This window comes from Vibrio sp. Isolate22 (genome assembly GCF_022398115.1).
Classification (GTDB): domain Bacteria; phylum Pseudomonadota; class Gammaproteobacteria; order Enterobacterales; family Vibrionaceae; genus Vibrio.
The window spans coordinates 1-22150 of the sequence record NZ_JAKEUW010000060.1; the positions used below are offsets into that span (position 1 = coordinate 1).

The 22150-nt window shown below is 44.1% G+C and carries 16 protein-coding genes and 1 pseudogene; 8 read left to right on the forward strand and 9 right to left on the reverse strand.

Going from position 1 to position 22150, the window contains the following annotated elements; translation table 11 throughout:
* The coding region (locus L1D55_RS22700; protein ID WP_239918953.1) for a tandem-95 repeat protein at window positions 1–3906 on the forward strand (3906 nt) is incomplete at its 5' end.
* Window positions 3907–4084: 178 nt separating this feature from the next.
* A complete protein-coding gene (locus L1D55_RS22705; RefSeq protein ID WP_239918954.1) occupies window positions 4085–4438 on the forward strand; it encodes a hypothetical protein in 354 nt (117 codons plus the stop codon).
* 104 nt (window positions 4439–4542) lie between these two features.
* Here the strand turns inward: L1D55_RS22705 and L1D55_RS22710 are convergent, their stop codons facing one another.
* From L1D55_RS22710 to L1D55_RS22730, 5 genes are all read right to left on the reverse strand, one after another.
* Window positions 4543–5439 carry a sigma-70 family RNA polymerase sigma factor gene (locus L1D55_RS22710; RefSeq protein ID WP_239918955.1) on the reverse strand — a complete coding sequence of 299 codons (897 nt, stop codon included), beginning with the start codon at window positions 5437–5439 and terminating at the stop codon, window positions 4543–4545.
* A gap of 404 nt (window positions 5440–5843) precedes the next feature.
* Complete coding sequence (locus tag L1D55_RS22715) at window positions 5844–6176, reverse strand: Hpt domain-containing protein (RefSeq protein ID WP_239918956.1); 333 nt, start codon at window positions 6174–6176, stop codon at window positions 5844–5846.
* The gene (locus L1D55_RS22720; RefSeq protein ID WP_239918957.1) at window positions 6170–7759 is read right to left on the reverse strand and encodes a response regulator; all 1590 of its coding nucleotides are present in this window, start codon (window positions 7757–7759) and stop codon (window positions 6170–6172) included. The genes L1D55_RS22715 and L1D55_RS22720 overlap by 7 nt, the downstream gene beginning before the upstream one ends.
* Before the next feature lie 269 nt (window positions 7760–8028).
* Complete coding sequence (locus L1D55_RS22725; protein WP_239918958.1) at window positions 8029–9579, reverse strand: DHA2 family efflux MFS transporter permease subunit; 1551 nt, start codon at window positions 9577–9579, stop codon at window positions 8029–8031.
* Between the two features lie 2 nt (window positions 9580–9581).
* Window positions 9582–10646: an HlyD family secretion protein gene (locus L1D55_RS22730; RefSeq protein WP_128164157.1), complete on the reverse strand. Its 1065-nt coding sequence runs from the start codon at window positions 10644–10646 to the stop codon at window positions 9582–9584.
* Window positions 10647–10773: 127 nt separating this feature from the next.
* Here L1D55_RS22730 and L1D55_RS22735 point away from each other — a divergent pair, with 127 nt between their 5' ends.
* Complete coding sequence (locus L1D55_RS22735; RefSeq protein ID WP_239918959.1) at window positions 10774–11676, forward strand: LysR family transcriptional regulator; 903 nt, start codon at window positions 10774–10776, stop codon at window positions 11674–11676.
* Between the two features lie 84 nt (window positions 11677–11760).
* On the opposite strand, the gene L1D55_RS22740 is transcribed toward L1D55_RS22735, so the two are convergent.
* From L1D55_RS22740 to L1D55_RS22755, 4 genes are all read right to left on the reverse strand, one after another.
* Window positions 11761–14079: a glycoside hydrolase gene (locus L1D55_RS22740; protein WP_239918960.1), complete on the reverse strand. Its 2319-nt coding sequence runs from the start codon at window positions 14077–14079 to the stop codon at window positions 11761–11763.
* A 129-nt stretch (window positions 14080–14208) separates the two neighbouring features.
* A complete protein-coding gene (locus tag L1D55_RS22745; protein ID WP_239918961.1) occupies window positions 14209–15027 on the reverse strand; it encodes a DUF2861 family protein in 819 nt (272 codons plus the stop codon).
* A complete protein-coding gene (locus tag L1D55_RS22750; protein WP_239918962.1) occupies window positions 15024–15674 on the reverse strand; it encodes a response regulator transcription factor in 651 nt (216 codons plus the stop codon). Before L1D55_RS22750 ends, L1D55_RS22745 begins: the two co-directional genes overlap by 4 nt.
* Complete coding sequence (locus L1D55_RS22755) at window positions 15652–17061, reverse strand: DUF3404 domain-containing protein (protein ID WP_239918963.1); 1410 nt, start codon at window positions 17059–17061, stop codon at window positions 15652–15654. Before L1D55_RS22755 ends, L1D55_RS22750 begins: the two co-directional genes overlap by 23 nt.
* Before the next feature lie 273 nt (window positions 17062–17334).
* Between L1D55_RS22755 and L1D55_RS22760 the strand changes: the two genes are divergently transcribed.
* From L1D55_RS22760 to L1D55_RS22780, 5 genes and pseudogenes are all read left to right on the forward strand, one after another.
* Window positions 17335–17868: a YbhB/YbcL family Raf kinase inhibitor-like protein gene (locus L1D55_RS22760; protein ID WP_239918964.1), complete on the forward strand. Its 534-nt coding sequence runs from the start codon at window positions 17335–17337 to the stop codon at window positions 17866–17868.
* A 41-nt stretch (window positions 17869–17909) separates the two neighbouring features.
* Entirely contained in the window at window positions 17910–18695 is a 786-nt protein-coding gene (locus tag L1D55_RS22765; protein ID WP_239918965.1) for a helix-turn-helix transcriptional regulator, read from the forward strand.
* Window positions 18696–18828: 133 nt separating this feature from the next.
* Entirely contained in the window at window positions 18829–20160 is a 1332-nt protein-coding gene (locus tag L1D55_RS22770; protein ID WP_239918966.1) for a D-serine ammonia-lyase, read from the forward strand.
* Between the two features lie 308 nt (window positions 20161–20468).
* A pseudogene (gene trpS / locus L1D55_RS22775) lies at window positions 20469–21493 on the forward strand (tryptophan--tRNA ligase).
* A 215-nt stretch (window positions 21494–21708) separates the two neighbouring features.
* Complete coding sequence (locus L1D55_RS22780; protein ID WP_239918967.1) at window positions 21709–22059, forward strand: hypothetical protein; 351 nt, start codon at window positions 21709–21711, stop codon at window positions 22057–22059.
* The last annotated feature ends 91 nt before the right edge of the window (window positions 22060–22150 follow it).

Genomic DNA, 22150 nt, shown 5'->3' on the forward strand with positions numbered 1-22150 from the left:
GACATTGATATCTCCTTCGACCTAACGGACGGTACCGATACGGTGACCGCGACGGCAGACCTAACGGTCAATCCGATGAGCGACCCAACGGTGGTGAGTGATGTTAGTTACACCATTGATGAAGATGGCACATTAACGTTCACCGATGCGCAACTTCTGGCGGGGGCGTCAGACGCCGATGGTGAAACGTTGTCGATTGACTCCGTGACTTACACAGGAACGGATGGKGTTTTAACCAACAACAATGACGGTACTTACAGTTTTGAGCCGAATGAGAACTTCAATGGCGAAGTGGACCTAAGCTTCTCCGTGACAACTGGCTCAGAAACGGTGGGTGCGACCATTGGTGTGACGGTTGACGCGGTGAATGATAAGCCATTGGCGGGCAGCACGTCTTACACGGTGAATGAAGATAACTCGATCACCATCAGTAACGAGCAGATACTTGCAAATTCGTCAGATATTGATGGCGATGACATTAGCGTGAGTACCGTCACTTACGGTGGCTCTGATGGCGTGTTTACGACCAACGATGATGGCACGTATACGTTTGCACCGAATGAGAACTTCAACGGTGATGTGAGCTTCAATGTAGTAATCCGAGATGAGGATGGCGAAACCGCATCAACAACAGCGGGCCTAACCGTTGTAGAAGTGAACGATGCACCGGTTGCGGGTTCAACCAGTTACTCTGTGAATGAAGATGAAGTGATTAACTTCACTGAAGCGCAGTTACTGGCTCAATCGAGTGATGTGGAAGGTGATGTTAGTCTAGACAGTGTGACGTACACGGGTGCTGACGGCATCTTAACGGCGAATGACGACGGCACCTACAGCTTTGCACCGAATGAGAACTTCAACGGTGGTGTGAGCTTAACGGTTGTGGTTGCCGATGAAGATGGTGAGAAAGTCTCGACGACGGCCGAAGTGGATGTGAAGGCCGTTAATGATGCGCCAGTGAGCGGTGATTTGGCTTACACGGTCAATGAAGACGCATCGATTACCTTGAGCCAAGCGCAATTGTTGGCACAAGCGACCGATGTGGAAGGCGATGACCTAACGGCAGCGAACTTGTCTGTTGGCGGTAACGCGACGGTGACGGCAAATGATGACGGCAGCTTCACTATTACGCCGGATGCGGATTTCAATGGCGACATTGATATCTTCTTCGACCTAACGGACGGCACCGATACGGTGACCGCGACGGCTGACTTAACCGTTAATCCAGTTAATGATGCACCTCAGTCGACTTCTCTTACTATAGACGGTACTGAAGATACAACTATTGTTATCACTCAAGAAATGTTGTTGGCAAACGCTTCTGATATTGATAATACCAATGGTGAGCTGTCCGCTTCGGATCTTGTTATTGACGAGCAGTATGGTGCATTAGTTGCTAACGGTGATGACACTTGGTCGTTTACACCAGCTCAAGATCTAAATGGCGAAATACCAATGTCATTTAATGTTAGCGACGGTGAGTTAACTACATCGGTTGATGGAAAGCTTGACTTAGAAGCAACTAATGATGCTCCAGAGGCGCCAACCATTCAGATGCAAGGCGAAGAAGATGTGGTCATGGTGATTGACCCGGCTTACATCGCGGATAAAGTGACGGACCTGGATGGTGATGAGATCAGTATCGAAAGCATTACGGTTCGAGCTCCTGCAAACGCAATCTTAACTCAGCAACCAGACGGCATGTATCACTTAGTGACTACTCAAGACTTTAACGGCTTAGTAGAACTCGGTTATCAAGCTACTGACGGTGAAGAAGTGGTTGATGGCTCGCTGAATGTGGATGTCATTCCGGTTAACGACGCACCATTCAATGTCGGTAACGCAATGATGACAACGGACGAAGATGGCGCGTTCACCTTCGATGCTGGCGACTTAATGAACCTGTTCGGTGACATTGATACTGCTGACCTTGTTGTTTCTCGCATTATCACCGCAGACGGTGAAGATGGCGGAGAAGTAACAGGCAACGGTGATGGCACTTGGACATTCACACCAACGGGCGACTTTGCAGGCGTTTCTGACCTACAAGTTGTGGTGAGTGATGGTGAGTTTGAAACGGTTCTAGATGTTCCTGTGTACGTTCGTCCTGTTGCGGATGGCGCAGTGATTACAACCGACCATGACGGTCCACTTGTCTTCGGTGAAGATGAAACGGGTCACCTAGGATTGAACGTCGGCTTAGTCGATGATTCAGAAACCCTAAGTAACTTAGTGATGACGGGTTTCCCTGTTGGTTTTGAAGTGACTGATGGTGTGAACACCGTAATGATCACTGAACCGGGTCAATACATTGACTTGTTCGACTGGGATATCTCAAACATTCAAATGACACCACCCGAAGACTTCCATGGAGAGTTCTTCGTAACCGTAAGCGCAACAACGGTTGATTACGGAGATGAACCAGAAGCGTTTGAGGGTGGTATCGATTCAGGTGATTTCGAAACTGTTGCGGGTGACTCAATTATCCTAACAGCGGATGACCTAATTGGACTTGCTGAAAATGTAAACGCAGATGGTGATGATGAAGTGAAATTGGTTCACCTAGCGGACCGTAGCCAAGGTGAGATTGTCGATAATGGCGATGGCACGTGGACGTTTACACCAGCTCTTGGTTTTACTGGTGAAGCAAACATTGCTTACGTGGTCGATAAAGATGGTGTGCTTCATGATGAGCAAACTGGCGTAGTCGTCAAAGAAGGCGATTCACAAGAGAATGCGACACCAGAAGTTAACAGCATCACAACGACGGAAATCGCAGCAGATGCTATCTTGTCGTTCACTGACGAAGACATGTTAGCAAATCTGAGCGATGCAGAAGGCGATAGCTTGAGCATTGAGTCAGTAAGCTTGATGGAAGGTCTGGGCGTAATAGAAAGCGATAACCAAGGTAACTACCAATTCACACCAGCCGAAGGTTACACCGGCGATGTTCAAGTTGGATTTATTGCTACCGATGGCGAAAATCGCATCGAAAGCTTCTTCAATGTGGATATCCAAGGTGGTGATGAAGCGATTGCGAGTGACGGTTATGCATTAGCCGACGATGGTTCATTAACTATCACAGAATCGCAGTTGGTGGATGAACTTGGCGTGAGCGAAACGGCAGAAGTTGTCGATGTTGCAGACGCGAACGAAGCCGGTTTCTTCGCTGAATCGGGTGAAGGTGAGTGGACGTACTGGCCAAACGAAGACTTCGATGGCAACTTACAAATGAATGTCGAAGTTAATGACGGTGGTGAAGTATCGAGCCATAGCTTAAGCATCCAAGTCGCTGATGATTCAGTTCAAGGTGATGAACCACAAGCAGAAGCTGCTCAAGCAACAGAAGAGCAGCAAGTGGAAGTCGTACAACAAGCTGATGACCAAGCTCAAGATGCTGAAGCAGAAGACAGCGTTGCTGACGTAACAGCCGCTCCCGGCGATACTATCTCTATCTCGATCCCTGATGAGGTAAGTGGTAACGAATCGGTGAATTACGTGGAAATGTCTGGTTTACCTGAAGGCTCTAGCGTGAGTAATGCGTTGGATAACGGTGATGGCAGCTTCACTATCAGTGGTAACCTTGAGCAGCCGGTATCGGTTGAGCTTCCTGAAGGTTACGAAGGCACAAGCGAGATCCAATTCCAAGGTTACGACGAGTTGGGTAGTTCGATAGACGGTGCAAGTGGCTCTGTTGAAGTTGACGTTAATGATCAATACACCATGCAAGGTTCTACGCAAGAACAGCAAACGGACATGGCTGGTATGGAATCTGGCGGCAGCGACTGGACAAGTTCAGGTAGTCAAGACGTAGGTGTAGACTTCACGGACGATTCTGGCAGCTTTGATTCAGATTCACAAACAGCTACCGATCAAAGCAACGACTTTGACCAAAGCTCGCTTTAATATAAGGGGCTCAGTTAGAGCTTAAACGAGTAGTAAGGGCGGCGACATGTTGCCCTCATGAAAGCCATGTAGAGTGACCTTTGCGTGGCTTTTCATTTGTCTCTTATTATTCTTAAAACTTGAGAACGGGCAAAAATGTCCTTAATTATTAGAAGAGTCAGTTAAAAGGAGAGGCGACATGTATCGATATGTCAGTTCGCCACAAGCATCAAAATACATCGTGCCACCACCTCAATATAGAGAGTTGTCGAGTGTGGATGTGCCTGAGTGTGAATTAGAGATGCGAGAAATTCTAAATATTTGGTTTTCCGATGGTTTAGCACCGATTATTCAAAATGAAGATGATCATATTTCTGCAAGTGATCAAGTTCGATTTGAGAAACTCAGCCGCACGGTTGGCATGCTATTGAGAAACAAAGATTACTATTTTGCGGCGAAGCGAATTCTATCTTTGTGGAAACTGGACCGCCTTGAGACCACTTATGTTAATTATCTGACTTTATGTAATGAACATTCCACGCCTTTTAAGTGACGTAATGCCTGGTTAACGTTAGTCAACTTATAGGAAGGCAGACACAAAAAAGGACAAGCCTCTCTAAGTTCACCCTTTAATAACAACGTTATAGTTATATATATTTAGATCCATCCATCAAATTGCAGTCGCTTCTGAATCCTTTCAACTGCCTCTTTCTGCATTTGTCTTACTCGTTCATTGGAAACACGCACATCCAACATGCCTGCAACTTCAGATAGTGTCTTAATGCTATTGTCAAAGAGCCCAAAACGATGAATTAAGACTTTCTGCAATTTAGACGGCAAAGTATCTATAATTTGTTCTAAAGCTTGTGTGAATGATTGAGCTTCTAAATCTTGTTGAGGACATGGGATATCAAGGTTTTCGAACTGCTCCAAAACTAATGGTTCATGGTTGATATCTACAGTGGTGGTTACATCAATAAAACCGCTCAGTACTACCAGTTGATCAACGCGTTCAAGTTTAATTCCTGAATTGTCAGATAACTCAGAGATAGAAATTGATTTGCACATTTTCTTGCTTACGTCGAGCTTTTTAGAAGCAAGGCTATTTATCTCTTTACAAACGTGGGCTGGTAAACGAACCGTACGCCCTTTATTCATCAAGGCTGCTTCGATGTTTTCACGAATCCACCAAACCGCATAAGTGCAAAAGCGGTAGCCTTGTTCTGGGTCGTATTTATCGATCGCTTTAATTAAGCCAATGTTACCTTCTTCGATAAAATCGAGTAGTGTGAAGTTATTTCCTTTGCGCTTGAGGTAACTCTTTGCGATCTTAACTACGAGACGTAAATTGGACTCGATCATTACATCACGAGCACTTTTGTCCCCCTGACGATTTAAACGTGCGTAGTACAGTTCATCTTCACGAGATAGTAGGTCAATACCAACAATGTCCTTCAAGTAACGTGCATAAGGTTCTGAAGTTGTGGAAAATGATTCAGTTATGGGGGTCTCATCCGTGAGCCCTTGAAACGCAGCAATGTTCTCGTTGTTCATTTCTTTGTCCTTATCTAGCCGACTGAACGTTTTTTTATTTATTATTATACCACTAAGAGATTAATACGTGATTTTATTAGAGTGTAGATAAGAGTTCTATCTTTACCAATAAATAAAATGCAATTTCGTATGTGAATGTCACAAAATACTCAACAAATAATTAACTGAATCATATTCTAATGAGAGTCTGGTTTTACAATAAAAACAATTAGATAAGTATTTTTATAAAGAGATTATTATGTGTGTGGAGTCTAGATAAATCACGTGAATTTATAAGTGATAGGAAAGGAATAATTTATTCACGAAAACGACAAGCGTTGAGGTTCTGTGAATCTACAAAACCTCAACATTCATCGTCAGTACTTGTGGTGGGATAAAATGAAGTAAGCGGAACGACTTCCAGACTAATAGGTGCTGAGCACTTCATCGATTTGTTGATTAATAATTTTCACCTCACTGTAGATCAGCGAAAGGTCTTCAGCTTCAGGAGCTATTTTGTTAAACGTGTTCTGTTCAACTCTTTCTAGGGCAACGGTTGCTGTCTCTTCTCCGAAGCTGGCCAAAATGCCTTTTAAGGTATGCACGGTGAAATGAAGCTTGCCCCAATCTTGCTGTTGTACAAGTTCTTCGATCTCTTGTAACGAATTGCCATGGTCTTCTTGGTAGGTTGATAACACGGCAAAAATTACATCTCTGTCATTGTCTAGGTAGGCATTTAAAGCATCAAAATCTAGCATATAGACTCCTGTTGGCTGCATATTGAAAATGGGCTGGGCGGCTTAGTGGAATAACCATATTTTGATGAGTCACTAATCCATTGATTCCATCTAGGAGGAAGGTCTAACTGAATAAGATCTTCCACGTATTCGTCGCTAAGGTCTGTTTCAACGTATGCGTTATTGACAGCGTAAAGATAGTCTAGCTTAGCGGCGACTGAATAGGGGTAATTGGTAATAAAGTCACGTAGTTCTTGGATCGATCCTGAGTTTTCGATGTTGATACAGTTCGAAGGATCGTCTTTACGAGACTCCAGTTTATCGTTTATTGCCTCACCGCGTGATTTCAAACACTCCTCAACGATGTGATACAAAGAGTATTCACCAAAGTGGCAGAGCAAAGGTAAAAGTTGCGATAGCAGTGAAGTCGGTTGATTGTAAAACTGATTAGCTAATAATTTAGTCGCTCGTATCACTTTTTTGTGCGCAACTAACGGGCTGCCTTCAATCAACAATATATGGCCTTGAAAGAGGGCTAGGCTTGCCAAGACCTGTTGTTGGAGTTTGGCTGGAAGCTTCAAGTTGACCAACTCGGTAAATTGGTTGGCATGCTCAAGCAACAGACGCTTATTCTGTACTTGAGTTTCTCTTTGGTACGTCGCTTTAAGGGAATCGAAGTGGGTTCCAATAGAATTAATTACGTCGATATCGGCAGGTGAAATGTGGCTTGCGTACATTTCACCAAGCTTAATGAGCATGTGTGTATTGTCAGCATTCTCGGCCAAATCGATCGCTCTGATTGCACGATGGCTAATACTTGGTGTCATCTCAAATGCACGAATAGCCAATTTTAAAGCGGGCAGTAGCATCTTGTGTTTTTCATAAATACAGCTTAGGCAATCAATCACGTTCAACGATAGTGGTTGCACGATAAGATAGTTGTGCAGCTTCTCTATTGCCAAGTTGGGCTTTCCTAAGCTGTCTAGAATTAGGGCTTCTGCGACCAATTTGGTTGGGTGCATGTTCGTTTTAGAGTGAGTGATGAGACTAGAGATAAGTTGCCACTTCTTCCCGGCGATTAGGTGCTCAATCAGTGTTGCTTCGAATTGAACGTTGGATTTCTCGCTGGTTATTTCTAACGCCTGTTTGAGCAATTCCGGTGTGGTAATAGGATATAAGCGATTGAGTTGATCTATTTGTCTTGATTCGAATACGGCACTTTTGATCTTTTTACCTAATGCCTGAGTGTTAATTGGCTTAGAAATAAAATGGTGAGCTTCTCCTGATAGGGCGGTAAGCACTGTTTCTTGGCGCATATCCCCAGAGAGTAAAATTGTTGCAACCGTGTGGTCGATAAGACGATTACGATACAGAATACCTAGTAGCTCAAAGCCGGTAAAAGACTGCTCTAAGTGATAATCAATGAGAAGAACATGAAACGCATGCGTTTCGACAGCCTTGATGGCTTGACGATAATCTGTCGCAATGAAAATACACTCGTGCGCAATGCCTAAACTAGCAAGCTGTTGTTTGATCAGAATCGTCGCACTTTTAGAGTCGTCGACGATTAACACCCTTAGGTCTCCTAGTAAGGTCAAATCCATTTTCCTCTATACGAAATGATATTTTAAATTTAGGTTTCAGGTTGCACATTGTCAAGGTGCTCAGTTCACATCTATATAGTCAATAAGCTATTGGTAACTATAGAATATTCACAAACCATTGAGAATGTTTCTTTGCGGCCACTGTTTTTCCCTAAATTTTGTGAGGTTAACACTTGTTCGAACAAAAGAGGCAAGCGGTTAGGCTTGCCTCTTTGTTGAGTTGGAATGGTACTTATCTACGATTTCAATGGTGTTTTTAACCTTCAAACCTAATCACGCATGCTAAGAATCAACACAGTAGCCAATGCCAAGAATGCGGTCATCATAAGAAATACATCATTGTAAGCCATGATTGCCGCGTCACGTTGCATGGTTCCTAGCAAACTCGCTTGGGCTTGATGCATCGCCGTTGCAGCGTCACTTCCTGATTGAATAAAGAACGCCTGTTGCTCTTTTAGTGTTTGCCAACCCAATTGGCTCACTGAAGGCAATGACTCTTTAATATGACCCAGGTGTTCACGCGTCTTGTTATCCAACAGAGTAGCGATAATCGCGATACTGAAAGCCCCGCCTAGGTTACGCATAACGTTAGTTAGCGTAGAAGCGTCCGGCGTATCCATTTTACTGATGTTCTTCATCGCCACTAAAGAAAGTGGAACCATGATGAACGGGCTACCAATCGCACGCAGTACCATCGACAAAATCAACTGTTGGCCACCAAAGTCTATGGTCATGTGGGTATTTACGTAACAACTTAACCCAAACAACGCGAAGCCAAAGGTCACTAAGTATTTCGGCTTAATGACTTGAGTCAACTTAGGCACGATTGGAAATATTAATAGTTGAGGGAAGCCCATCCACATAAGCACTTCACCGATTTCCATCGCGTTGTATTGCTGAATCTGAGTGAGGTACATCGGCAATACATAGATAGAGCCAAGCAATGCCATACCCAATATCAGGTACGCTAAGCAAGACATCGCAAACTGACCATCACGCAGGAGCCGTAAATTAACCAGTGGCTTTTTGTGTTGAAGCTCATTGATCACGAAGTAAACTAAACTCATCGCAGAAATAATGCTCAACGTAATGATAAAGCTTGAGCTGAACCACTCTTCACGGTTGCCCTCTTCGAGTACCACTTCCAAACAGCCAAGTCCTAATGCCATGGTTGCGATGCCAAACCAATCGGCTTTTTTCAGCGTGCCGAGGTCAAGTTTCTCATCATCCAAGCCGTATCGGATCATAGTGATCAATAGCAGGGCTGGTGGAATGTTGATGTAGAAAATGTAATGCCACGAGAAGTTCTCGGTTAACCAGCCACCAAATGTTGGACCAATAGATGGGGCAAATGTCGCAGTAACACCAAACAAAGCCATGCCGACAGCACGTTTGTTGATAGGCAGTAGCTGTATAACGAGTGAGAAGGCGAGTGGTATCAGAGCACCACCACTAAAACCTTGCATCGCACGGAATACGATCATCGAGGTCATGTTCCAAGAGAATGAACACAATAACGATGACACGGTGAAGATTGCTGTAGTCCATGTTAGATAGCGACGTTTACCCAATGCTTTTGAAAGCCAACCACTGAGTGGAATTGCAATCATTTCAGCGACTAGGTATGACGTAGATATCCATGAACTTTCATCCAAGGTCGCAGATAGCGCGCCTTGAATATCTTTAAGAGACGAGTTGGTGATCTGGATATCCAAGATCGCCATAAACGCACCAATCAAGCCACCGAACAGGGCGATCCAATGGCGAGTTGATACCTCATTCTCATCATTCGTAGGGGTGATAACGCCAGCGTTGCTCATGGTTAGCCTCGTTTATCGATGGTCGCAACCACAGACAAACCAGGAAGCAGACGACCTTTTAGCTCTTTCTGGTCTGGAATCGTAATTTTCACAGGTACACGTTGAACGATCTTGGTGAAGTTACCTGTTGCGTTTTCTGGTGGAAGTAGTGCGAACTTAGCACCAGTTGCAGGTGAGAAGCTATCGACAACGCCTTCAAGTGGTTGCCCAGGGAAAGCATCCAATTCCACTTCAACTGTTTGGCCTTTGTGGATTCCACTTAGTTGCGTCTCTTTGAAGTTCGCCTCAATCCACACTTGATTGTTTGGCACTAAACTCATGAGCGGCGCACCGGCTTGAATTAATAAGCCTTCACGTACACTTCGCTTACCAATTACGCCATCTGTTGGCGCATAAACTTTGGTGTATTCAAGGTTTAGCTGTGCCTGTTCTTGCTGTGCTTGGGCTTCAGTGACCGATGCTTTAGCTTGTTCTATTTCGCTAGCAATAACCGTTAATTGATCGTTACTTGCAATCAGGTTTGCTTTTGCTTCTTCTAAGTCAGCAAGGGTTACTTTTTGTTGAGCGACCATGCTATCGACCTCATCTTGAGAAGCATAATTACGTTTTAGCAGGCTACGAGAGCGCTGCACTTGTTGAATCGCTCGTTCGTACTCTGCTTTCGCTGAGTCAACGCCACTTTCTGCTTGGCTGATTTTGCTACGTTGTAACGTCTGCTGAGCGATGAGGTTCTTCACGTCAGACTGAACGACGGCTAGGTGAGCATTAGCCTGAGCAAGCGCAGCTTGGTAGTCACGATCATCAATTTGAACCAATAGATCGCCTTCCTTAACTGATTGGTTGTCCGTTACATAAGACTTAACGATATAGCCAGATACCTTAGGGCTGATATTGGTAATGTCGCCTTGTAGGTAGGCATTATCGGTCGACTCAAAGTACTGACCGTAACCGTACCAATATCCAGCACCAGCTAAACCCAATGACAGCATGATCGCAGTGGCAATAAGCGGGGCTTTTTTACGTTTTTTTGTGCTTACTGGTTGCGAAGCGGTGTTGTTCTCTGCCATTTCTCTTTTCTCATTTTGTTTTTATTTGGATGTAACGAATTGTAAATGAATCTGATTGATTGATAAGATAGGAAAAAAGGGAAACACTGTTGCAAAAATCTTACTAATTGTAGTTTTCGGAGGTCTTATGGACTTAAATGCTGTGACTGTTTTCACACAAGTGGTTGATTGTGGGAGTTTTACGCATGCTGCTGAAGTGTTGAATATGACGAAATCAACAGTGAGTCGAAAATTAGCGGAGCTAGAACAGCATTTAGGTGTGAGGCTGATCACTCGCTCGACTCGCAGTTTGATACTCACGCCTGAAGGTGAGCGCTTCTATCAGTCGAGCCTTCAAATGCAAGAGATCATGAATCAAGCGGAGCTAGAAGTCTCTGCAAATCAAGACCTGATTCGCGGTCCATTGAATGTAGTACTACCGGTAGAGTTGGGTCATCAAGTGCTTGCTAAGTACATCCATAGCTTTCTGCTTGAATACCCGAATGTGACGATGAACTTGGAGCTAACCAACCGTGAGGTTGACATTATCGGCGAAGGAATCGACCTGTACGCACAGATTGGTGAGCTGGTTGATTCAAGCTTGGTCTCTCGATACCTAACAACCTCTAAACGTGTGTTAGTGGCGAGCCCTAAATATATAGAACAAGTTGGTCCGATAAACACGCCAAAGGATCTAAAAATCCCATTTCGCATGATAGAGGTGGTAAACAAAGCCGCACGTTTACCTAAGTGGGAATTGCAATTAGGTGATGGGGAGTCTGAATTGATTCAGCTACCAAGCCAACTCCGGGTAAACACGATTACCGCGTGTTTAACGGCCTGTGTCGATGGCCTAGGGCTAGCAGTGTTACCTGAGTTCATCTGTCGTGAGCATTTCAAGACGGGGCGACTGGTGAATCTGCTGCCGGAATACGACATGCCACAAGTTTCGGTAAGCTTGGTGTACGCCGACAGACAATTAATGCCGAAACGCAAGAAGGTGTTTATCGATTATCTACTCACAGCGTTTCAGAGTGAGAAGCGCAAGTAGCTTGGTTAGCTTAATCTTAGCTTTATTAAGGTAAGCTAACCCCCTTGGTTTTGTGCTAACAGCTAAGGGACCAAATTAATCACTTTAGTTAAGTTCGGCTTTCCACTTTATGACTTCTCCATTGCTTAATATTGCTTTGATGGAAGCCGCAGCTACATCAATGTCGCCTTGATCAAACGCTTGGTCAGAGAAGTTGGCGATGATCTTACTGCCATCACTGAACGTTGTTTGTTGGACGCTACCTTTGTTATCTAACCATGAAAAATCAATCAAGGCTTTATTCCACAACTGTTCATGTATCGGCTCAAATCCATCTTGGTGGTGTTTTAAGGCTTTGAGCCTTGGGCTAGTGCTTTTGAGAGCTTCGTCTCTGGTTAAGTGCACCATCGCGGGCGTGTTATATAGCATGGCTGTTAAGTCACGGTTGGTTTTCACATTGGTAAACTTGAGACTGTCTGAGTGCCAATGGTGCGTATTAATCACTTCATCATGAAATACAGCTTGGTATAACGGAACACGATATTGAGGCGAAAACAGTAGCGACTTGTAAGGCTCTTTAACCTTTGTCGGTTTGAAGAAAAAGTCGGGCTTATGATCAGGATACCAGCGACCTAGAAAGTAGGGGGACTGACGGTCTTGTTTCATCTCTTTATCCGTCCACCCAAACCCAACTGTTTCCAAGCCGTGCGCAAACGCAATGCCTCTGGTGGTTAAGCTGTTGCCGTCTTCGGAGCCCAATACTAGAGAGGGTTGCTCGCTTAACCACTGCATTCGGTTGTTAAAAGCGGAAAGCATCTGCGATTCACTGGTATTGTCACGGTAGTCTTCACGTGCCATCGCCGTCGCATCGACATCTAAAAATAAACTATTGAAGTGACCAAATTTCATGATGTCTTTAACGCGCTGTTTTACGTAGTCCAAATGGCAATTGGGATTTAAGTAGAAGCCGTTCCCACGAAATCCTTTTTTCAAAGCTCCATCAGCTTGTTCAATTGCGCATGTTTTTCGTATTGGTTCTGGCAGCTGAGCGGTTAACCAGCTGTCATTTAATTGAGCCGGTATTGCGGTGTTATAGGAGTCGTAAGTCCCAACCAAGTAACCAGATTGTTTGGCTAACTCGACCGCGTTTGGCTGATAAAAGGCAGGCATCCAGTTATCAAAGCCCAACCAAAGCTTGTTCAATCCGGCGTTAATTAGATTATCGACCATGCCGGATGATAAAGCTTGTCCCCAAGTGTCTGGTGAATTTAGAAACGAAGACGCATGTTCAAATAACCATTTTTTTCTGCTTTTCGCTGCGATGTATTGCGCCTCAATCGTGTTGTCAGCAAGTGTAGGAGGTGCGACGGGATATAAGCTTTTCAGTGATTGGCTAACCGAATCCAACAGCAACTGTTTGTGGTATTCGCTCAACCAGTCCTTACCCTTAGACAAAGGTGATAGCTCGCGCTTAGCATCATCGGATATGCTGAGCTTTGAGCGTTCAAAGTACCATTCTTTTAGTCCCCACCAGTCTTTTACATCTTGGATACTCAAAGGATCTTTACCAAATAGGTAGACATGACTTGCACCAACCAGTTTGTTGATATCTGGATTGCGCGTTTGTTTTGACGCTAGTGACTCTGATAATCCATTGGCGATGCGCCAGTCTCGGTATTGCTTGGCACCATCGAGCATTGAATCGCTGAGCGTTATGCGAACAGCAAAAGGTTGTGATTGATTTAGCGTGGTAAATTGATGTGATGCGCTCATATCAATAAGGGACTTCTTAGAGCTCGATCCAGAAGTGATATCAGTAAAAAACAGTTGGTTATTAATTGGGTTGATCAACTGGTAGCTGATGAACTGATCGCTCTGCTGCGTGGTCCAAAATGGCATCTTTAAGTCTTGAGTGGTGTTACTTCCGGAGTGGTTATTGGCGAGATAGCTAGCCCAGAGCTTATTGTCGGTAGGTACGCGCATACCTTCGCTAAAGGGCAGTAGCAGTGTTTGTGTTTCTTGTTCTTCAAGATCAAACCAAGCCAGCTCTATTGGTTGGTTGCGGTCTACCTTGATATCAGAAGGTAGGGTGAATTGCAGGAACAGTTCACCTTGGTTTAACTCAGCTTTTACTGCGACTCGGCTTGGCATTAACGTCCAAGAGGCGCTGGTTGAATCCTGCGATATCTTGGTTACTGTTTGAGGGATACCGTCAACGGTTAGCGGAGCATTGTTAACGCTCAAGCCATTCCAATCTATCGTGAGTGTTGATGGGTTTATTAGAACAGTATTGTTGGTGTTGTCACCACTGTGGTCTTGAAGTGTAAATCCACTCGCTTGTGTCTCTGTTGAAAAAGTACAAGCGGTGAATAGGGCTAACATGGCACAAGATGAAGCATTTAATTTATGGTGGATATTCAGCATGTTTAGATTCCGTGGTAGTAATTACGGCTATTACATCTAAGATGCATTAGTGTTTTGTCACCTATATGTCTCTATTTCTGCCTCGTAGAACCATCAAAGCGATCCATCAAAGTTATACAAAAACGCTTTCTAGAAAGGTACAGCGACGCGTTGAACGTATTGGACCTCAATCGCACCTTGGTACTCGAACATTTCCACTGATGCGCTTAGGTGCTTGGCCTTTTCTCCCGCTGGGCTTTGTGCAGGAACCATAACTTGCTTTGCCTTGATCGGCACTTTGAAGCCTAACATGTTGTAGCTTTCATCAAACCATTGCCAACTTACGTGGGTACTCGGGCAATTATCGATAACCTCTGGTGGCGTCACCACAACGTGTGCGTTCTCAAGTTTGTTCTCCAGTGTTAACCAGCGATTGCTGTCATCTAAAGCAACAACAATGGGGTAGCTGTTCGCCCCAACGGTTAATTGATAAACACCAGATTCGGGCTTAATGAACATCTCTTTAGTCTCAATTTCTTGGTAATCAACGCCCGAGTCGAGCTGCCCTTCAATCATCGAAAGACCATCTGGAGCGATGAGTGTGACAGGCTGAGCCTGTTCATTTAGATCATTGCTGCGTGGTTCGGCTGAGATTTTAATCTGATAGCCCTGTGATGAAAGACCGTAACGCTTAATAAAGCTCACTTGGATATGGTGGGTAGATACATCACTTTGTTTTAGTTGTCTTCCACATTGAGTTCTAGTGAGTATTTCTTGTTTTACGGGCAGCCAAAGCTGACTATCCAGTGCTTCTTGATTAAGTGCGATCTGTAGTTCTTGCCATGCAAGCTGCGGTTGCTCATCAAGTAGCGATTGATAGGAGCGCTGTAAAGGTGTCTCAGCAAACCAAGTCGCATGACTAGCAAACGGCAACGCACACAGCAAAGCGGTTAACGATCTTACTCTCATTGGGAGTCCCCAACTAAACGATAGCCAACACCACGGTGAGTTTCTAGGTGGAGTGTCGGCAGTTTCTGACGCAAACGGAGTATGTGATTGTCTACTGTTCGGGTGCTTGGAAAGGCTTGATAGCCCCAAATTTTATTGAGCAGTTCGTCTCGATGAAACACTCGCCCTTGGTTCTGGATAAACAGAACCAGCAACTGAAACTCCTTTGGTTTCAGAGCGATAGGGCTTTCTTCCAGATAAGCAATTCTTTCTGATAGATTGATCTTTATGTTGGCGTAAGCTAGATGGCTTGTACCTAGAGGGCGCAGTTGAGTGATGACCCGCGCCAGCAACTCTTCATTTGAAAATGGCTTAGTCACATAATCTTTGGCGCCCGCCATTAAGCCTTCTACACGTTGTTGAACTTCTACTTTAGCGGTTAATACAATCACAGGTAGCGCTTTCAGGAGCAACCAGTTTGGAAGATGTTGTAAGCTGTCACCGTCTTCTAGTTGTCTATCGAGCACCACAAGATCGGCGCGTAACCATAGTTTATTGGCGTTACTGGAATCTTGCGCCCAAAGACATTGATAACCGTTAGACTCAAAGAAACTGACGAGGCCTTGCCCAAGTAACGGGTCATCTTCAATCAGTAGTAGGGTGTTCATAAGCTATTTCCAAAATACATCTGGTTGGATTACGAAGAATAATGAGACGTCCATTTGCCTGTTTCATTAAATGTTCCACAATGGTGAGGCCAATACCCATGTTGTCGTGTTTATGCGGGTCGTTTGGAGTGACTCGGTACAAAGTACGTTGTAACAACGAAGGGAAATGTCCTTGATCTTGCACTTCGATCCTCAGTTTATCCGCGAGCGTTACATTAACCAATACCTCACCTTGACCGTGTTGCTTAGCGTTCTTGATCAAATTATCTAAGCAAATCGTTAGCCAGTAATAGGGCAGGTTAAGCTCGACTTCTCCGGACTCACATTGATAGCCTATGTTGTGCTTCTCGCATACATGTTCAAGCCACTCTTCAAGCGAAGCGTTTTGCTTCAATAAAGGTTCAGATTGTTCAGTGCTTAGGTAGACCTTACTGTTTTCAGTGAGCTGAGACAGCCTTTGATAGTCAGAGATTAAACGCCAAACTGCACCTTGAGTTTCATCTGGGAACTCATCGTAGCGATTTCTGAACATTTCGACTGTTAATCCCAAACTGGTGATCGGTGTACGCAACTCATGAGTCAGGAGTTGCAACACAAACTGTCTCTCTTTGCGTTGCTTGGTTTTTAAATACAGTGAGCGTCCTAATATAGAACACAGAATAATCAGTAATGAAAAGATCATCACTTTCATCATGAGCGTGTCATTGCTTGTTTCACTAAGACACAGGTTGCTGTAACGAAAAGAGCAGTTCTCTCCAGATAAACTTACGCCTTGTTGTTTTGCAATGGGTTCCCAAATATCCTCCGGGACGGCCTTCCAGCCTTGTTCTCCACTCAACCAAAGTACATCACCTTGTTGCCAGGCTCGGTATCCATCAAGCAGAGCTTCTCTTCCTTCTGCTGTTAACGGTTGCAGTTTGGTGTAGAGCGGGTGCAGTGGATTGGTAATCGTTAAAAACGGGCGGATTTGTTCACTTGTCTCTGGGTAATACGACACATAACGGTCTGCAAAACTTCCACCAGCAGGGTGTTGTTTAGAGTGAGCGGCAAACCAGATTGAATCTAAGGTTTGTTGCTGACACAAAGCGAGCTCGAACTCGATGGCATCGTTTAACGCAGAATTAGAGGGTTCAATCGCTTGACAGGTTTGCTGTATCGTGGCTAACGACGCAATATCTTGCCAACTGAATTTGTTGAAATTGGGGTAACGACTACGGTCTTTAAGCAGAACCTTCGGGTAATGAGATAACTCTTGTTGAGAAACAGATATCGGGGATGCTTGCCAGCTCAATTGATAGAGTGCTTGCCATCTGTCTTGTAAGCTTTGGGCATTGGCTAATGTAGGAAGCCAAAACAAAAAACAAAGGGCTAGGGTCAGCCTGCGCATCCAGTTATTCTCATTAAAAGTCATTCGCGGGAGTCTAAAGCGTTTTGCTCGAGATTTGTAACCTGAATGTCAACAAGTGTCCTCACTTTATCAAATTGTGACCGAGAGTCGCGAAACGAGTATTGCATTTCATTTGATGGTTACATTAACTACAACCCCAAAAGTGCAGTAAGTATCACTTATTTGGTTTTTATTAGATATTTGTGTACTTACTGTTACCTTTAAAACGATGGGGTTGAATATACTGGATTAAAACCAATAAGAGGAACCATCATGAAAACAATTATTAAATCAGTATTGGCAATCAGCATCGTAGCGGCAGGATCAGCTCACGCTTTTGAACTAACGAGTAACGATATTCAAGAAGGCAACCCAATGGCGAAGACTTTTGAATATTCTAGTTGGGGCTGTGATGGAGACAATTTGTCTCCGCAATTAATGTGGAAAGATGCGCCTGAAGGAACCAAAAGCTTCGCTATTACGGCTTATGATCCTGATGCCCCAACCGAAAGTGGTTTCTGGCATTGGGTCGCATTCGATATTCCGGCTACGGTCAATGAACTGCCTCGCGCTGTGGATATTGCAAAGTTAGGTGGTAAGGAAGGTCGCATCGATTACGGAACCGTTGGCTTTGGTGGTGCTTGCCCTCCAGAGAAAGACGGCATGCATCGTTATCAATTCACGGTTTGGGCGCTACCAACTGACAAGCTAAACCTTGATGAGAATACACCGTCAGCTGTCGTAGGCTTTACACTGAATAGCATGGCGTTAGACAAAGCAAGATTGACGGCAACTTACACACGCTAGTTTGTTGCGCTAAACGTAAATACGAATAAATGGGGGATGAGATGAATCATCAATATCAAGTGACAGTTTTTCGAGCTGAGCAGTTACAAAAACTGCGTAATGTGAGGATTCTATCCCCTAGTATTATTCAAATCATCACAGGCAGTAAGCGTTTATTTTGGAAAGACTCGGCAGCAGAGCTTACTCATTCTGAATTGTTGTTGTGTGAAGCTTCGGCATCACTGAGTTTTGAGAATATGCCACAGAAAGGGCGTTTCCTGTCTCGTGTTTTCAGCTTTCATTTTCAACCTAATCAGGCGATGCTCGAGCTGAGTGAAAAGAACTCGAATGCATCTGATTTGCCTACTGTTGGAGCAGATCGTAGTTTGCAAGACTCTTTGAACGCACTGTTTACGTTTGACCGTCAAAGCATGAGTGAAACAACACAGCAGTTTTGGTTGCAAGGTTTGTATCAACAACTCGCAGAGAAAGGTGTTTTACATCGATTGTTTTCAAGTTCAAATGTCTCTTTCAGCCAAAAGCTTAGTCACTACCTTTCTCATTCTCCAGACGATAAGCACCCTTTAGAGGATGTTGCAGAGCGCTTCGCAATGAGTCGAGCGACGTTAATCCGTAAGCTCAAACTCGAAGGCATGCAGTATCGTGAAGTGCTAGCGGAAGTACGTTTGAGCCATGCTTTGTATCTTATGCAAAATGGCCAACAGAATGTCACGATGCTCGCTCAATCTTGTGGTTACCAGTCTGAAGGGCGTTTTAGTCAGCGCTTTAAGGGTAAGTTTGGTCTGTCGCCAAGCGAATACATCAAGACAGTCGCCTCAAGGATATAAAAAGAGAAATACCATCCAGTTGTGGTTAGGCACAAGTTTAGGTTATTGAATCATTTCTCGATTACGGCTCTAATAGGTTTCACACAAAGTGATTGAAATAGCGCAGAACGCTTAATACCAGAGAAGGTAGCCCATGACCGCATTGAATCTAAACAACCTCATCAACGACTTTCCATTACTAAATAAACTGATGGCGCTCGAAGAGGTGGTTTGGTTTAACCCAAATGTTACAACACTAGAGAAAGGGTTACCTTATGTCAGCTTGGGTGAGAAAGACATTCTTGATGCGAGTCTACGTTTACAACGATTCGCCCCTTATCTAGCAAAAGCATTTCCTGAAACTCAATTGTCTAATGGCATCATTGAATCTGAGCTTGTTGATATTCCAACGATGAAAACAGCATTGGAGGCGCATTATCAATTACCGATAAAAGGGCGGTTGATGATGAAGAAAGACAGTCACTTGCCCATTTCTGGATCTATCAAAGCTCGTGGCGGTATCTATGAGGTACTGACTCACGCCGAAAAACTCGCGTTTGAAGCTGGGTTACTGAGTGAAAGCGATGATTACAGCAAACTGTTAGAGCCGGAGTTTCGAGACTTCTTTAAACAATACAGCATGGCGGTAGGCTCAACAGGCAACCTAGGTATGTCGATCGGTATTATGAGCGCGAAACTGGGCTTTACAGTATCGGTTCATATGTCTGCTGATGCGAGAGCTTGGAAGAAGAACAAATTGCGTGAGCACGGCGTAAATGTGGTTGAGTATGAGCAAGATTATGGCGTCGCGGTTGAACAAGGACGGAAAGAAGCAGAGCAAGATCCAAGTTGTTTCTTCATCGATGATGAAAACTCGAAAACACTATTCCTTGGTTATTCCGTCGCTGGAGAAAGACTCAAACAGCAATTTGAGCAGCAACAGATTGTCGTCGATAAAGCGCACCCGTTGTTTGTCTACTTGCCGTGTGGCGTAGGTGGTGGCCCTGGTGGAGTAGCGTTTGGTTTGAAGATGGCGTTTGGCGACCATGTTCATTGTATCTTTGCAGAGCCGACGCATTCTCCTTGCATGTTATTAGGCGTTCACACCGGTTTGCATGACGAGATTGCCGTACAAGATCTTGGTATTGATAACCTTACTGCAGCTGATGGGTTAGCCGTAGGTCGCGCATCAGGCTTTGTTGGTAGAGCGATGGAGCGTTTGTTAGATGGTTACTACACATTAACGGATGAGCGCATGTATCAGCTGTTAGGTGATTTGAATCTAGCAGAAGGTATCAAGCTAGAACCCTCTGCTTTAGCGGGCATGCCGGGCGCGATCCATGTCGAACACGATAGTGGATATCTGACGAGATTCGGTATCGATGATAAGACCTTAGCCAACAGCACACACCTTGTTTGGGCGACGGGTGGAGGCATGGTACCTGAACAAGAAATGGTAGCGTATCTTGCTAAGTCGTCAGTTTAGTTACGTAGTTCGTAGATTTAAAAACATACTTTGATGCTCGCCAAATCATGCTTTTAGAGTTGTCAATTTTTTCATTTAATACAGTGGCTTAAGCTGAATTGATAAAATGTGTTGTCGTTAGCCAATAATATTGGTACGTTCTAATAATGAAATATAATCCCGCTTCAACTTCAGTTTTCTTCTGGTGGTGCTCTATCTAGAGCAGCACGGAATACTCACATTCTTACGCTGCTGGAAGGTAGCTAAGAATGTCATCAATATTGTCCTCTCTTTTTATCTCCAGTAGCTTTTTAACTTGGAGATACTCAATGAAAACAAATCAAAACAACAATAAATCAGAAATTATTCTTACCGGCGACCGCGCGCGACGGGTCCTTTGCATTTAGGGCATTACGTAGGCTCTCTAAAACAACGTGTATCTTTACAACATGAGCATGACCAAACGATATTGGTTGCTGACATGCAGGGCTTGACTGATAACGCGCATAATCCAGCAAAGGTATCTTCAAATATTCTCAATGTCGTTGCCGATTACTTGGCCGTGGGCATCGATCCAACTAAAACGACGATTTGTCTTCAATCTCAGCTTCCAGCATTGGCTGAACTGACCATGTTTTACAGTAACCTTGTATCTATCGCACGTTTAGAGCGTAATCCTACGGTCAAAAGTGAAATTCAAAACAAGGCGTTTGGTCGTTCTATTCCTGCAGGCTTTCTCACTTATCCGATATCTCAGGCTGCTGATATTACGGCGTTCAATGCGACGTTAGTTCCGGTAGGCGATGATCAACTGCCAATGCTAGAGCAAACAAACGAGATTGTTCGAAAGCTAAACTCACTCGCTGGTAAATCTATTTTGAATGAATGTAAGCCGCTTCTAAGTAACGTATCACGCCTTCCGAGTACGGATGGGAAAAACAAGATGTCTAAGTCGATGGGTAACGCGATTAACCTAGGTGCGACTGAGAAAGAGATTCGAACGGCTGTGAAGTCCATGTATACCGATCCAAACCACTTAAAAATTGAAGATCCTGGCCAAGTGGAAGGGAATATTGTGTTTACCTATCTTGATGCGTTCCATAGTGACACACAATATGTCAGCGAGTTAAAGAATCATTACCGAAGAGGCGGGCTAGGGGACGGACAAACTAAGAAGGTATTAGAAGAATGCTTGCAGGAGATGTTAAGGCCGATAAGAGCACGTAGAGCTGAGTTATTAGATGACAAATCACAGTTCATTGATATTTTACGCAAAGGTACGCAAGTCTCGAGAGAGAAAACAGAAGCTGTTTTGTTCGATGTGAAGGGCGTGTTTGGCTTGAACATACTCTAAATAATAGGCTGCTTTCTAGGCCGAATTCTACATTTAAAGCTCAAATTATCAATGGTTTAATTGTGGATTATATGTAAATAAAGTCAATTAAATTGAATGGGAATAACAACTAATTTATAAAATCGTTTTTGTTACGGTACTTGTCACTCACAGCTGTTCTTTATTTGAATACAACTGAGAGTGGCTAAGGCCTTATCTTCACATGATGGAATTAAATGAAAATCAAACTGTTACTCCCAATTTTACTTCTACTGTCTGGTTGTTCGGATGTGGTCAGCAATGAATATGCAACCTACGAACTAGCACAACAAGATCGCTTGTTTGATAGAGGTTGGTTGCCAGATATCGTGCCTAATTCAACTGAACAGATTGAAGTAAATAACGATTTAGACACCAATACGTCGGAGGGAAGTTTTCATATAGATGAGCCTCAACTAACCGAGTTTATCGTCAAACTGACACCAACTTCGTCCAAGGATGAGTATCGCTTTACCAGCGGTGACAGCACTTGGGCGTTTAAGATAGGCAGCGATAACGTAATCACTTACACACTCAATAAAGGCTAAGCCCCAACAGCAACCAACTTATTCATCGCCAACACACCCTCATCATTATTTTAATTGGCCCCTTATGAATGGGAGCGTTGAATTTCGTGAT

Coding starts and splice junctions, on each gene's coding strand:
- L1D55_RS22705 (WP_239918954.1), top strand. CDS start 4,085: ATGTATCGATATGTCAGTTCGCCACAAGCATCAAAATACATCGTGCCA.
- L1D55_RS22710 (WP_239918955.1), bottom strand. CDS start 5,439: ATGAACAACGAGAACATTGCTGCGTTTCAAGGGCTCACGGATGAGACC.
- L1D55_RS22715 (WP_239918956.1), bottom strand. CDS start 6,176: ATGCTAGATTTTGATGCTTTAAATGCCTACCTAGACAATGACAGAGAT.
- L1D55_RS22720 (WP_239918957.1), bottom strand. CDS start 7,759: ATGGATTTGACCTTACTAGGAGACCTAAGGGTGTTAATCGTCGACGAC.
- L1D55_RS22725 (WP_239918958.1), bottom strand. CDS start 9,579: ATGAGCAACGCTGGCGTTATCACCCCTACGAATGATGAGAATGAGGTA.
- L1D55_RS22730 (WP_128164157.1), bottom strand. CDS start 10,646: ATGGCAGAGAACAACACCGCTTCGCAACCAGTAAGCACAAAAAAACGT.
- L1D55_RS22735 (WP_239918959.1), top strand. CDS start 10,774: ATGGACTTAAATGCTGTGACTGTTTTCACACAAGTGGTTGATTGTGGG.
- L1D55_RS22740 (WP_239918960.1), bottom strand. CDS start 14,079: ATGCTGAATATCCACCATAAATTAAATGCTTCATCTTGTGCCATGTTA.
- L1D55_RS22745 (WP_239918961.1), bottom strand. CDS start 15,027: ATGAGAGTAAGATCGTTAACCGCTTTGCTGTGTGCGTTGCCGTTTGCT.
- L1D55_RS22750 (WP_239918962.1), bottom strand. CDS start 15,674: ATGAACACCCTACTACTGATTGAAGATGACCCGTTACTTGGGCAAGGC.
- L1D55_RS22755 (WP_239918963.1), bottom strand. CDS start 17,061: ATGCGCAGGCTGACCCTAGCCCTTTGTTTTTTGTTTTGGCTTCCTACA.
- L1D55_RS22760 (WP_239918964.1), top strand. CDS start 17,335: ATGAAAACAATTATTAAATCAGTATTGGCAATCAGCATCGTAGCGGCA.
- L1D55_RS22765 (WP_239918965.1), top strand. CDS start 17,910: ATGAATCATCAATATCAAGTGACAGTTTTTCGAGCTGAGCAGTTACAA.
- L1D55_RS22770 (WP_239918966.1), top strand. CDS start 18,829: ATGACCGCATTGAATCTAAACAACCTCATCAACGACTTTCCATTACTA.
- L1D55_RS22780 (WP_239918967.1), top strand. CDS start 21,709: ATGAAAATCAAACTGTTACTCCCAATTTTACTTCTACTGTCTGGTTGT.